This is a genomic window from Legionella geestiana, assembly GCF_004571195.1.
Classification (GTDB): domain Bacteria; phylum Pseudomonadota; class Gammaproteobacteria; order Legionellales; family Legionellaceae; genus Legionella_B; species Legionella_B geestiana.
On record NZ_CP038271.1, the window covers coordinates 1,270,422 to 1,283,914 of the forward strand.

Sequence of the window (13,493 nt, forward strand, 5' to 3'; positions counted from 1 at the left end):
ACACTCCGGCTCAACAGTCCTTTAGTGCGCCTGCAAGCCGTATGTAATCAGAAATGGCCAGCTGCTCGGGGCGGGTGCCGGGGTCGAGGCCAAGGGTGCGCAGCGTATCAGCATCAAACAGCGGCTTTAACGCATTGGCAATGGTTTTGCGCCGCATGGAAAAGGCGCGGGTAACGACCTGCTGCAGGCGGCTCACATCGACCGCTTCATACGGGGAGCGCTCCCACGGCGTCAGGCGCACGACTGCGGAATCCACGCGCGGCGGCGGGTCGAAGGCTTCAGGCCCCACATCAAACAGATAGTCCACCGCGCAAAGGTACTGCACCATGATGCTGAGACGCCCGTAATCCTTGCTGCCAGGAGGTGCCGCGAGGCGCTCTACGACTTCTTTTTGCAGCATGAAATGCATGTCGCTAATAAAGGGCGCGTACTGAAGCAGATGAAAAATCAAGGGCGTTGAAATGTTATAGGGCAGGTTGCCGACCACCCGAAGCCCCTTTCCCCACTGGCTGTAATCAAGCGTAAGCGCATCAGCGGCATGAAGCGTCAGGCGCGAAGCCTCAGGGCTTGCCCGCCAGTGCGCCTGCAAATCGGTATCAATTTCAACGATATGCAGGGTATTAAGGCGTGTGAGAAGGGGGAGTGTCAGCGCACCAAGGCCCGGACCAATTTCGACCACCGTGGCGTCTTTCATCGGGTTAATGGCGGAGAGCATCGCGCGCACGACAGACTCATCACGCAGGAAATGCTGCCCGAAACGCTTGCGTGGAATATGCCGCCCCATACCGCCCCCTTTAAAACCCGTCATCTTCTCCGATTTCCGATTGCCTGTCCATCCCAACGTGTGCGAGGATTACAGCAACGTATCTGACACGGCCTGCCATGTTCGCACACCTGCTTGAACTGCGACAACGCCTGCTGCATCTTCTCTTTTTTTACATGGCAGGCTTTCTCGTGTGTTTTTATTTTGCCGACACCCTGTTACTGATGCTCTTCACGCCCTTACAAAAAGCGCTCACCTCACAGGATGCACTCATTGCAACCCGCATCACAGCACCCGTGTTTACACCCTTGCAGGTCGCGGCTCAAACGGCCTTGCTTCTGACGATGCCGATTGGTCTTGTAAGCCTCTGGCGGTTTATCTCGCCCGGTCTTTATCAGGGCGAGCGCCAGACGCTGCGAAAGACCCTGCTCGCAAGCGTTTTACTGTTTATAACAGGCGCACTGTTTTGCTTTTGGGTAGTACTGCCGTTTTTCTTTCAGCTTGCCGCTCATAGCCTCCCGGGCGGCATTCATCTGATGCCGGACATGGCCGACAGCCTCGCCTTCATCACCCGCATGCTGATTCTTTTTGGACTCTGCTTTCAGGTGCCGCTTATCTGCCTTGCACTTGTGCATCTTAAACTCGTGCATGTCGCACAGTTGCGCGCCTTCAGGCCTTACGCCATCGTTGGTGCATTTACCCTTGGCATGCTTTTGACGCCGCCGGATGTGCTGTCGCAGGTACTGCTGGCCATCCCGCTCTGGGTGCTGTTTGAGCTCGGGGTCTACCTTGCCGGACGCGCTTCCTGAAGTGGCTCAAGTTTGTGCGCCCGCTGCCGATGATTAGGTTAGACGCGCGAAACCTGCCGGAGAGGGAGCATGCAGAAAACCGCAAAGTTTAACATTGGCGATCGGGTGATTCACCAGAAGCTTGGGTACCGTGCGGTAGTGATTGACGCAGACCCGCTGTTTCAGGCCTCCGGGCGCTATAATCCAGGCGCTCTCAACCGTGAATTTGCAACGCAAAACCCATGGTATCGCGTGCTGGTTGATGAGAGCAGCCAAATCGCCTACGTTGAAGAAAACCTGCTCATCCCCGATACCAGCCATGAAGGGATTAATAACCCCAACATTCAGGAATACCTTGTAGAGCGGCACGGGAATTATTACAGCAGTACGCGCCGCCACTAAGGCGTACTGAATGCTGTCGTCATAAGCCATGCCGACAGCCTCTATCCCATGCGCAGCAAAAACACGAGAAATGCTACGAACGCAATGAGCAAAAGCGCCAGTACGCCGAGCGTGCCCGCGCTTTTGCTGAGATTCTCGCGACTGAACTGTTCAGGGCTTCCCTTAACCGTACGCCACAAAAACCAGACGATTACACCGGCGGCCAGTATGGCCAGAATTTGATACAGGGTGTCCATGCAGCATTCCTTTTGCGTTATCTTCTCTTTAGAGTATCACGCATTCACATCCGCGTGCAGGGGGCGGCGAGGTTAACGCCTGTGCGCCGGGAAGCGCGCGCACGTTTTCCAGAAAAACATCTAAAAGGTCATTAACGCGCCTGCTCACATCCGTTTCGGTCAACGCCGATTGTTCACGTGCAAGCTTATAAACCGCCTCGATGGCATCCCTGCTTGATAATAAGAAATAATATTCCTGGTCATACTGCAAAATCCCCCGACCTCTTGCCAGTGTGTCATTATCGAGGAATCGTTGTTCCTTCACATATTTATCAGAGGTATCACAGATAACGCTTCCACTGTAGACGCGTTTTTGCGCCTCAACATGTTCTTCTATAAAAAGCTGTGCTCCATAATCTCTATCGACATTAAAAAGGGCACTTTGAAAAGTGATTTTTACTATCGCCTGACCGACTTCCATCGGTTGCCCCGGTAGAAATATGCTGAAGACAGTATGTGAATTGGCAAAAAAAGCACCTGGACTGGCGGCCATAATGTTCCCCTGAAAAGCCAAACCCATGAGACCTCGGGTAATTGAGAGGGCATCCTATACACTGTTACCTGTTCCGTCAAACCTCACTCACTATCATTAACACGCACAGGTGTTCACTGTATCGGTAACGCAGACGGGCACGCATGAAAAAATCCAATGTGCCTTAAGTTTGCGCTAAGTATTAATCAGCTATACTGAACATACATAAAGTTATGAGGAATGATTAACATGACCAATCGAAATGAAGTGGAAATCCGTATTGTTCAAAACAATAACGAGATGACCGCAATAGAAGCGTGCACTCAGATACAAGAGGAATTGCAGACCTACATCAATAACAATGGGTTTTTTTCACGCCTTGGTCGCGCCATAAGAAGCTTTAGTTTCGAGCCGTTAAGAAATCATCACCTTGATGTGGTTGAATCCGCGCTTCGAGAATTGCAGCGTTATACAAATGTGAACGACTACACTGCCCCTGTAATACAGCAAACGCTGATTGCGCTGTTACGCGAGCCTGTTGAGCCTGACCTGCACCGTGGTGCGACTGCATTCAGTGATAAACCGATTAATTTATATGATGATGAATTCAGGAGCAGCATTCATAAGGTTCGCCGCGCATATAACAACGAGGGAACGAATCTTATCACTGCCATATGGAATATCATCGAGAGAATAGCAATGCCTCCGTCGGATAATGATGAGTTTTGTTACCCGAACAACGAGGGGCAGGTTGTAATTCATCCATACTATTATGAAACACCTAAAACTTATGATAAAAATCAATTTCCTACTTCATGGGACAGACCCCGTCCGACCTACTACCACGATCATTCATCACCGCCACTTCACCTCGCTATTGCATTCAACGAATCAGACGGGCGAATCACGCATCTTGTCAATAAGCACCTTCAGAGAGGTTCTCCTGAAGACCTTCAAATTGTAAAAGATGCGCTTACGTATCAGGCTCTTGGAACTGAATACTGGTACGATGTCTATTCAGGGCTCTCCTCTAGAAGCTCCCGCTGTTTTAGTTATGAAAATCTTGGCGCTGTTTCGACGATTATAGAAGCCATTCAGAGGTCTGGATTAACCTCTGAACAGAAACTGAATATACTTGGCGCCGCTTTTGAACAAAGCGCAAAATTAAAATCATCGCGCAATAAGGGCTCTAAGGATGACATCTGGGAGGAGCAAAGACGGATACCCCTGGACGACATAGCCAATACGATGGTCGGTATTGCAAAGACTAACGGCCTTTTAAATATAAATGCTTTTTCAGAAACACTTAATAACGATGCTGTATTCGCTGGTGTACTGAACAGGTCTTACGAATTGCAAACGCATCTCCATGCGCTATCGCCCGATAAATTCACATTTTTAAGACACTGTTCCGAACGCGAAATCAAGTCCTTACTTGGAGAGCGTTCGCTAGACAAGATTCATGATGTCGTTCATGCCCTGGCAAATGAAAGTACTTCAGTGGCTGCATCAAGCTCGTCAACAGCCGCTTCCAGCACTCCAGTGGCTGACACAGAATCTCTCTTTAAAAACCTTGTAGCACTCAAGAATAAGGGGGTTGACCTCCATAATAATGAAATACTCATTGATAATTATAATCAATCAGAAGAGAGCATTAGCCGTTCATTAGAGAGAAACAGGCATAAATTACCTTTCACTTCTCAGCAAAATATCCGCTTAATTACAGCCGTCATGGACATGGAGGCGATAGCTGAATCTATAGATATGAACATAGTTCTCAATAACGATGAGTATCTTGCCTTCTGGCTGGATGACATTGAACGTAAACGCTCCGACAGGAATAACGCAAACAAGGGCAAAGTATCAGAAGCATGCATGCGGTCAATTTGTGAGCATCTTGCGGAAACTGATAAGCAGCACAGCCCCGAGACCCTTAAAAAGTTATTCTCACTGCAACATGACATCACAGTAACATACCCTGATAAATACTCTGCTTCTCGTGAAAGACAAGAGAGTGAACCTGTAAATCTCATGCAATTTGCGGTGAGAAGCTCTGAAATTACGGATGATGCGGCTTGCAGGATTCTTAATAAATTTGAGACGCTTGATAACAATACGCAAAAGTCGCTGTTAAGCAGCAAATTTCGCTATGCTTACAGTAATTGGAGCCATAGAGAATTTTGGAGTTTCTTACAAGGCACAAATAATATAAAAGATAAGGTTATGGGAGCAATTAACCGCCTTATAACTCAAGTTTTTTCTGAAAGGCACCAAAAAACATCAGGACATAAGGATCAAAGACTTTTTCAACGGGAAGTGCAACAGTCCGCGCGGGCAGCATCATCCGCTCCTGTAGAGCCTGTTAAGAATACCAGCCCGGGAACTAACCAGCCATAAAGCTTGTCTGTGGAACCGTCTTGAAGCGTAGTTCTCACCGTTTATCTTCAGGTGAAAACACGCATCAAGCGGTACCCCCACACACACGCGCCTCTGCTCAAAACCTTAAATACTGTCGTCATACGATATGCCGGCTGTAAATTGAATATGATTTAATTTTAATCACACCCGCCCTGTGATACACTCCGAGCAGGAAATTTAGTCAGGCTATCACGATGAGTCATGCGGTTTTTGCGGGTGCGCAATTGTTATCGGAACAGCAGGCGATTGCGGCCATTCGTGCCGAATTGCAGGCTTATATTCACAATAATGGCTTTTTCTCACGCCTCGGGCGCGCCATTCGAACGTTTAGCTTCAAGCCCTTATTCAATCACCACCTTGGTGCCGTAGAAAAGGCCTTGGACGCACTCACACCTGGTACACCCCCTTCATCGCCACTCAATTTGCGGAAAATGCTCATTGAATTGTTACGCGAACCCGCCCCGGAGAGCGAAGGGCCTAAGGCGAGCAGGCACCAAATTTTCCGTCCTGAGAATAATAAGGACTTAAGTTATGCCGAATTTTGTGACAGTATTTGTAAAATCCGCCGCATGTATAACCCGGATGGCGCGTCTTTTATTGAGCGCATTTGGGGCTTCATCGAGCGAATCACTTTCTCAGCGTCTGACGCAGCTTCAAGCCCGTTTTATTATCTTAACCGCGAAAACCCACCAATCTACTGGCACAATGAAACCTCCCCGCTGCTTCACATTGCGGTTGCATTGAACGAACCTCATGAAAGAATAGCGCGTCTTGTTGATAGCCATTTGGAGAGAGCCACGGAGGAAGACCTCGATACAGTCGCACACGCATTGGGGCATCACGCAATGGGAAGAAGTTATCGTTACAAAAGCTCAGGGAAGTATTTTGGCAGCGTCCATTATGATAATTCCAATGCAGCAGAATGCATTTTAGAGCGCATCAGCGCATCCACGCTGTCTGCAAACCAAAAGCTACATATACTGAAACAGGCGCTCGCGAAAAGGCTTTCGTATCCAGATCACTGTCGTTCCTTCAACTTCAGAACCCAAAGATTAATCGCAATATTTCAACGGATTGACGCGTTAATTATTGAAATCCTCAATGAAATAAAAGGTTCTGAAGCATTAGACATCAACGCGCTTTCAGAAACCATTAACCATCCACGCTTCTTTGGTTACATCGCCGAGGGGCCGCTCCATGATATGGGGGAGACTCTTGAGTCCTTATCCACTGAAGCGTTCTGTTCGTTATTGAACAACTGGAGCATACTTGAAAGAAGTATTTTAGGCAGGCTTTCACTGCCTAAATTAGTCGAGGTGTTACATTCATACCACGGATGCAACCATTATGCATCAAGCTCCAGTGAGACTGTTGATCCACATGCACTCCTTCTCCGCCACATGCAGGGAAACGATGAGGCCGTTCGTTTTGCATCGGCCATTATGGGATACAAGACATTTACCGACTCGTTAGACATGACGGTGGTGCAGAATTCTGATAGATTAAGAGCACAACGAACCGTACCTCTGGCAGGCAGCGCGCAAAATCCTTCACGGCTTATTGGCGCTCCTCAAAAGCAAAGGCATCAGAATGCAGATGTGTGCGAGACATCCCTGCCTGCACCAGCGCATCACGAAGTGCAAACACCATATCAAAGGGGCCCGCAATAACCGCCTGCCACTCTGAAAGGTCATGCGCGTGGCGCGTCAGGAGCGCCTTAATCAGGGCGTGGCGGCTGGCGTCTGCAAGGCAGGAGGCATGCTTAAAGTGGGTTGCATGACGCTGCCAGTTTGTCACTTTTTCTGAAAAATACAAATCACTCTCAGAACGTGCACCCCAGTAAAGCTCAAAGGGGCGCGTGTCCGCTCGGGCAAGAAGCTCTTCAAGCATCGCGTGCACCGGCGCAAAACCCGTGCCGCCGGCAATCAAAAGAAGCGGACGGTGCGCGTCAAGGCGCTCAAGGTGACAGTCTCCAAACGGCAGGCGCAAGACCACCTCCCCCCGCTCACGAATATGGGCAAGGAGGGCGCAATTTCCCGGATTATTCGGACTGTGGCGCAAATGCAGCTCATATTTACGAGAACCAAGCGGCGCATTCGCAATCGAATACAATAAAGGCTCTTCACCAAACAGTATTTGCAGATACTGACCGGCATAATAGGGCACAAAATCGGCTGGCACGAGTACCAGTCGCAAGATGCTGTCCGTCAGCGGGCTGATGCTCTCGACTCGCGCAAGAACCGTCTGCTCACTCATTCGGGCAGTCCAAGCTCAGGCCACATTAATTCCACGCGCTTTAGAATATCTGCATCCATGGTGATGGGAATGCCCCATTCGCGTGTGGTTTCTCCTGGCCATTTGCTTGTGGCGTCCATGCCCATTTTGGAGCCAAGGCCTGAAACGGGGGAGGCAAAATCCAGATAATCTATCGGCGTGTTGTCCACCATAACGGTGTCGCGCAGCGGGTCCATGCGTGTGGTCATCGCCCAGACCACATCTTCCCAGTTGCGCGCATCAATATCATCGTCACAGACAATCACAAATTTTGTGTACATGAACTGGCGCAAAAACGACCAGACGGCCATCATGACGCGTTTGGCATGCCCCGGATATTCCTTGCGGATGGTAACAACGGCAAGACGGTAGGAGCAGCCTTCGGGCGGCAGATAAAAGTCCACAATTTCAGGAAACTGCTTTTGCAGCAGCGGAATAAACACTTCATTAAGCGCCACCCCAAGAATTGCCGGCTCATCGGGCGGGCGTCCGGTGTGGGTGGTGTGATAAATGGGGTTATCGCGATGGGTCAGGCGTTCAACGGTAAAGACCGGAAACGACTGCACCTCGTTATAATAACCGGTGTGGTCGCCAAACGGGCCTTCAGGCGCCTCATCGCCTGGCGTCAGATAGCCTTCGAGAATAATTTCCGCACTCGCCGGTACGTGCAGGTCTGAACCAATGGCCCGCACAAGACGGGTGCGCTGGCCACGCAAGAGCCCCGCGAACGCATATTCAGACAGCGTGTCAGGAACCGGAGTAACGGCGGCAAGCATGGTGGCGGGGTCGGCGCCCAGTGTAACCACCACCGGGAAGCGCTCTCCAGGGTGCGCTTTTTGCCAGGCCTGATAATCAAGCGCGCCGCCACGGTGGGACAACCAGCGCATGATAAGGCGGTTTTTGCTTAAGAGCTGCTGACGATAAATACCCATGTTTTCGCGCGCCTTATCCGGGCCGCGGGTCGTTACAAGCCCCCAGGTAATAAGCGGTGCCGCGTCTTTAGGCCAGCAGGTCTGAATGGGAAGGCGGGTTAAATCAACATCCTGCCCTTCAAACACATGCGCCTGACAGGGCGCGCGGCTGACATGTTTCGGCGCCATATTAAGCGCCTGTCGCAAAAGTGGCAGTCGGCTGAAAGCGTCCTTAAAGCCCTCCGGCGGCTCCGGCTCCTTAAGGGCTGCGAGCAGTTTGCCAATGTCACGAAGTGCCCGAATAGAATCCGCCCCCATGGCAAGTGCTACGCGCTCGACCGTTCCAAAAAGATTGGCAAGCACCGGCATATTAAAGCCCGTGGGATTATTAAAGAGCAACGCCGGGCCTTTATTGCGCAATACCCTATCACCAATGGCGGTCATTTCCAGCACCGGTGAAACCGGGTGGTCAATGCGCTTAAGCAGGCCTTTTTCATCCAGTTTATTGAGAAAATCGCGAAGATCGTCGTATTGCATGGGTTGGGATTCTTGAAAACAATTCGGTATTATTCCTCAATTTTCGCGTGGGTACCAGTGTGCTGCCAGATAAACCTCGCAGCCTTTAAACGCGATGACTAAAACGTGCATGGCGCATATAATACCCCCCTCGAGAATACCCCTAAAAATCAGGTTTAAACGATGTTGTATCTTTCCACACAATTGCTGAATCGGTTGCTCGCCTCTCTTTTGCCGATGGTCTGCGCTTTTTTGCTGTGTCAGTCAGTGCATGCCCGACAGGCTGAAGCACCTTCTTTTACGGCAGAGGCGATTCAACGAACGTATTTTGCACTGGATAGCGAGGGAGGACTGAAGCTCAATGACAAGGGATTACCCTATCCGGCAACCAAAGACATCATAACCATTAACACCACTTTCTCGACCGACAATACCGCTTTTTTTGTGATAGATCCATGGATAGACATGCCTTCGGAGTTTATGAATCACTACTTTGGCAACATTACCCGTCACTACCTCCTGCCCCTCATTACGAGCGCCGCTGAAAAGGGGTTTCCCGTGTATGTGTTTACCAATGACTGCAAACAATCCCTCCCCGTTCCAGTGAGTTGTGACATTCCAAACGAGTTGCATGCCTTGATAAAAAAATTCCCCAACGCACACCTTGTTTACTGGCAGAATTTAGACCTGACGCCGTTTGTAAAATCATTACATGACAACGGTATTTCGAAAATCATCTATACCGGCTTTGCATCGAATGTCTGCGTTATTGGAAGACCGGCGGGGATGATACGCATGGCAGGAGAGGGCTTTTCGAACTATTTCATTCCTGAGGCTTCAGCGGCATTAGAGACTAAAGGCACCTGGAAGTCGCAAAAAATCCACAAGGCGACAACAACGATTATTTCTCAATCGATGGCAAAATTGATTCACTATGAGGATATCTATAAAAAATTACAGTCGATGAAAAAAGAGCTGTCATGAACCATCGAGCGGATATTGACGGTTTACGTGCAATGGCTGTTTTGGCTGTTGTATTTTTTCATGCTTTTCCGGGATACGCTCCCGGAGGATTTATCGGAGTAGACATTTTTTTTGTGCTCTCCGGCTTTCTTATTTCAAGGATTCTCTTTGAGCAGATGGAAACAGGCTCTGTTCAGTGGAGGGCTTTTTATATTAAACGGATTAAGCGCATTTTTCCGGCACTGCTGCTGGTGCTTGGGAGTGCGGCCATCGCCGGGTATTTTTTACTGTTTCCGGCTGAATATGCGAATTTAGGCAAGCACATCGCAGGAAGTGCATCGTTCATTAATAATTTCATACTTTGGAGCGAAGTCGGGTATTTTGACCGACTGGGCGAGCTGAAGCCCCTTCTCCATTTATGGTCACTGGGCATAGAAGAGCAGTTTTATCTGATTTGGCCACTGGCACTTTTTTTAATCTGGAAGCTGCGGGTGAATGCCTTTTGGATGCTTGTGTTTTTTACTGTAGTTTCTTTTGCGTTAAACATTGCCTGGGTTCATCAGCACAATGTCAGGGCTTTTTATTTTCCCCTTTCACGGTTTTGGGAACTGTCCCTTGGTGGCATGCTGGCTTTCGTGGCGGTCAAACACAAAGCATCACTTGCGATGTTTCATAAACATCATGGCCTGGTGCTTAATCTCGCCAGCAGCGCTGCTCTCTTATTTTTGGCGGGGGGCATCTTCTTTTACAGTGACAGGCTCGCCTATCCCGGATGGGCAGCACTGCTGCCAACAATCTGTACGCTGATATTACTGTTTACTCACGTGTCATGGGTAAACCGTCAACTGCTGTCTTTAAATGTCATGACGTATATCGGCCTTATCAGTTATCCGCTTTATCTGTGGCATTGAGAACTGCTTTCCTTCGCGAGAATCATCTATTCAGGCACCGTGCCGTTTAAGCTGACCGCGATAATGGTATTGCTGAGTTTCATTCTCGCCGCTTTAACCTATCGCTATATCGAAAAGCCGGTGCGATTTTCGAAAGTGTCTGAAAAATATCCGCGAACCATGGCGTCTGCATTATGCAGTGGACTGGTGCTTGCAGGCATGACGGGGTTTCTCATTCGAAGCCATCAAGGCTTTGAGGCGCGAACCATGGCATACCTGCATGATGTACTGCTGAAAGATATAAACGGGTTTGATGCCTTCAGAAAGCAGGCGCTGCCCTGCAGGACAGCCTTGAACGAGAGCGATTTGAAAAAAATGACCTGGTGTTTGCAGAGCCGGGAAGGAAAGCCTCAGAAAGTGATGTGGGGGGACAGTCATGCGGAACATCTGTTTCCAGGGATTTTAGCGTTTGACAAAGACCACAACTGGCTTTTGCTCGAGCAATCCGGCTGCCCTCCCTTATTGCATGTTGCCAGTTACTGGAAAGGCTCAAAAGATAAGTGCGAAGCGGCTAATAACGTGATTTTAAAAACTATTATGGAAACACCCTCCATCGATACGGTGGTGCTGGCCTCTCTGGGTGCGTTTTATATCAGCGATGACGATTACGCCCCTGCCAGTCAGGGTGATTTTGCCGCGAACCGGCATTACCTTGAAAAGGATACTGCAAAAACATCTAAACAGGCCGTTTTTCGGGAGGGTTTAAGCGAAACCATCGATGCATTGAAAAAAGCCGGGAAAAAAGTGGTGTTATTCCAGGACACTCCTGAAATTCCCTTTATGCCAGAACGCTGTATACATCGGCCACTGGCCCCCCAAAAAACCTGCAGTATCAGCAGAGAAGAAGTTACGGCCCGACAAAAAACATATGCCTCCATTTTAGAAACATTGAAAACGCAAAAAGACGTTCTCCTTTTCAGCCCGCTTGATGTTGTCTGCAATGACCGCCATTGTCCTTTGATGATGGAGCAGCATCTGCTTTACAGGGACAGCCATCATCTGAGTCTTAAGGGAAGCGCATTAATTGCTGAACGGTTTGTACCCTGGCTCAAGCGAGCCTGAAGGTTGTATACCCCACTGTATCCGCGTAGACAATCTGCCGCCGCTAAACTTCACCTCAAGGCAGGTATTGGGAACGCGCACACCGAATTCAGGCGACCAGTGCGCGCTCACGAGCGAGGCTTCAGCCTCGCCCTCAAGGGTAATATTAACCGTCCTTCCCGATGCCTCCCGGCATTCAAACTGCAGCGCACCGGTCTGTGAAACCGTTACCTGCGGGTGGAAATGCATCCGTGCAATAGCACTTTCGTACACCCCCTCCACCGTATCTTCGATAAAAAGCGCGCCAGACAGCGCACGCCAGAAGCGCCGATGGATGTTTCGGCCCTTAAGACGCAGATAGCCGTTGTGAGCAGCTGTTACTTTGAGGATGTCACCGTTTTGCTGCACTCGGCAATCAACAGGATATGCCCGGCGCGCCACGCGAAACCCGGCCCAGACTTCAGAAGAGTTTTCACCGTTAACAGAAACCGTGTTGTGCGCGGCAGTCGCGCGCTCGGCCTGTCGAATCGCGCCACTACCGTATTCAGAGGTGCCACTGTTAACAATGAAACGCGCTCCAAAGAGGCTCAGCTCAAAACTGAGCGTATCAGCATGGGCATGCCCCGGCTGGTAATCAGGCCCAATTGGCGCGATATCAAGAATCGCTTTACTGCCCGCCTCCGGAGTCAGCACACAATAGCCGCTGTCTTTAAGCCAGCAGAGGGGCGACTCTGGCTCAGGAACGGCAATTTCCAGTTGCCTGAGATACGCGCAGATATTCTCCCACGAGGGCGCGATACCAAAACTTGCATCGTTAAAAAAAGAAATTTCACCGTCAGGGTGCAGCATGGCCTTAAGCCAGCCCGCACTGCTGCTCACCTGCGCGCGCCAGGCGGGAAGAACGGCCTTGAGGGCCTCGGAATTACTCCTCTCAGCAAGGTTGACGAGGTCGCATAAATCCCACAGCAGGCTTGCGTGATACATCGGCGAGCGCTCAAAATGGCCGCCATCGGCCAGAAACTGTTCGGGTATTTCACGCGCAAGCAGGGAAAGCCCCTTTTGCAGCCAGCGCTCTGCCTCTGCCCCTTTTAGATATGCCCCGGCAAACACCAGCGCTTTCGCATTGGCAAAGAGATGGTTGGCAAGCAGATGGTATTCCAGACGCTGAGATAAAACCCGTACCTGCAGCGCGAGGTTTTGCAGGAGCATATCGGTTACATTATCGGGAAAACGTGCAAACCATTTGACAAGATTCACCATGCGAAGCGACAGCGGATAAGGGTCCCAGGCGTACGTGCGGGTATCAGGGTTAGAGCGCACCCACTCAAGTATCCATTCTTGGAGAAACGCTCGGCGCGCACGGCTTTGCGCGCTTTGCAGCACGTCCAGATAGTGGAGGTTATATCCCCAGAGCAGTTCATGCGCGGGGTCACACCAGTCGGTTGAAGGAGTTATGGTACGCGTGAGGTTGAGAAAGGTGGCATTGCGGCTATCATCAATGCTCTCGGGCGCGATAAGGGGGGCGTGCCAGAGGCTCATTACATTCGATGAAAATTTCTCCTCTGGTGGTCGCACCGGACGGCGTGGCAGGCTGTAGCGGCCACGGTATAACACTTGAACCGGGCGCACATACCGCAGGGTATTGACCAGTCGGCAGAGTTTTTTTGAAAACGACACGAAGCCCCCTGAAGTCGGAATGCGAGAATCGCAGATGGCGATT

General features: G+C 50.2%; 13 protein-coding genes. 7 read left to right on the forward strand and 6 right to left on the reverse strand.

What is annotated here, in order from left to right; genetic code table 11:
- Positions 1-10: 10 nt before the first annotated feature.
- The gene (gene rsmA, locus E4T54_RS05610) at positions 11-808 is read right to left on the reverse strand and encodes a 16S rRNA (adenine(1518)-N(6)/adenine(1519)-N(6))-dimethyltransferase RsmA (RefSeq protein ID WP_244924878.1); all 798 of its coding nucleotides are present in this window, start codon (positions 806-808) and stop codon (positions 11-13) included.
- Between the two features lie 74 nt (positions 809-882).
- On the opposite strand from rsmA, the gene tatC reads away from it, so the two are divergent.
- Entirely contained in the window at positions 883-1,572 is a 690-nt protein-coding gene (gene tatC, locus E4T54_RS05615) for a twin-arginine translocase subunit TatC (protein WP_028386222.1), read from the forward strand.
- Positions 1,573-1,641: 69 nt separating this feature from the next.
- Positions 1,642-1,953, forward strand: coding sequence for a heat shock protein HspQ (gene hspQ / locus E4T54_RS05620; RefSeq protein ID WP_028386223.1), 312 nt, complete (start codon positions 1,642-1,644; stop codon positions 1,951-1,953).
- A 41-nt stretch (positions 1,954-1,994) separates the two neighbouring features.
- Here hspQ and E4T54_RS05625 read toward each other — a convergent pair whose 3' ends face one another.
- On the reverse strand, positions 1,995-2,189 hold the full coding sequence (locus E4T54_RS05625) for a hypothetical protein (protein ID WP_028386224.1): 195 nt from the start codon (positions 2,187-2,189) through the stop codon (positions 1,995-1,997).
- A gap of 28 nt (positions 2,190-2,217) precedes the next feature.
- A complete protein-coding gene (locus E4T54_RS05630; RefSeq protein ID WP_028386225.1) occupies positions 2,218-2,721 on the reverse strand; it encodes a hypothetical protein in 504 nt (167 codons plus the stop codon).
- Positions 2,722-2,949: 228 nt separating this feature from the next.
- On the opposite strand from E4T54_RS05630, the gene E4T54_RS05635 reads away from it, so the two are divergent.
- Complete coding sequence (locus E4T54_RS05635; RefSeq protein ID WP_028386226.1) at positions 2,950-5,097, forward strand: hypothetical protein; 2,148 nt, start codon at positions 2,950-2,952, stop codon at positions 5,095-5,097.
- A 215-nt stretch (positions 5,098-5,312) separates the two neighbouring features.
- Positions 5,313-6,788, forward strand: coding sequence for a hypothetical protein (locus tag E4T54_RS05640; RefSeq protein ID WP_028386227.1), 1,476 nt, complete (start codon positions 5,313-5,315; stop codon positions 6,786-6,788).
- Here E4T54_RS05640 and E4T54_RS05645 read toward each other — a convergent pair.
- Both E4T54_RS05645 and ubiD read right to left on the reverse strand, forming a co-directional pair.
- Entirely contained in the window at positions 6,676-7,374 is a 699-nt protein-coding gene (locus E4T54_RS05645) for a ferredoxin reductase domain-containing protein (RefSeq protein WP_028386228.1), read from the reverse strand. The genes E4T54_RS05640 and E4T54_RS05645 overlap by 113 nt on opposite strands.
- Positions 7,371-8,840, reverse strand: coding sequence for a 4-hydroxy-3-polyprenylbenzoate decarboxylase (gene ubiD / locus E4T54_RS05650; RefSeq protein WP_028386229.1), 1,470 nt, complete (start codon positions 8,838-8,840; stop codon positions 7,371-7,373). Before ubiD ends, E4T54_RS05645 begins: the two co-directional genes overlap by 4 nt.
- Positions 8,841-9,002: 162 nt before the next feature.
- Here ubiD and E4T54_RS05655 point away from each other — a divergent pair, with 162 nt between their 5' ends.
- From E4T54_RS05655 to E4T54_RS05665, 3 genes are all read left to right on the forward strand, one after another.
- A complete protein-coding gene (locus tag E4T54_RS05655; RefSeq protein WP_028386230.1) occupies positions 9,003-9,803 on the forward strand; it encodes an isochorismatase family protein in 801 nt (266 codons plus the stop codon).
- Positions 9,800-10,693 (forward strand): acyltransferase family protein, encoded by an 894-nt coding sequence (locus E4T54_RS05660; RefSeq protein WP_051550859.1) that lies wholly within the window; start codon positions 9,800-9,802, stop codon positions 10,691-10,693. Before E4T54_RS05655 ends, E4T54_RS05660 begins: the two co-directional genes overlap by 4 nt.
- A 69-nt stretch (positions 10,694-10,762) precedes the next feature.
- Complete coding sequence (locus E4T54_RS05665) at positions 10,763-11,794, forward strand: SGNH hydrolase domain-containing protein (protein ID WP_167755239.1); 1,032 nt, start codon at positions 10,763-10,765, stop codon at positions 11,792-11,794.
- On the opposite strand, the gene E4T54_RS05670 is transcribed toward E4T54_RS05665, so the two are convergent.
- Complete coding sequence (locus tag E4T54_RS05670; protein WP_051550861.1) at positions 11,753-13,450, reverse strand: heparinase II/III family protein; 1,698 nt, start codon at positions 13,448-13,450, stop codon at positions 11,753-11,755. The genes E4T54_RS05665 and E4T54_RS05670 overlap by 42 nt on opposite strands.
- Positions 13,451-13,493 lie beyond the last annotated feature (43 nt).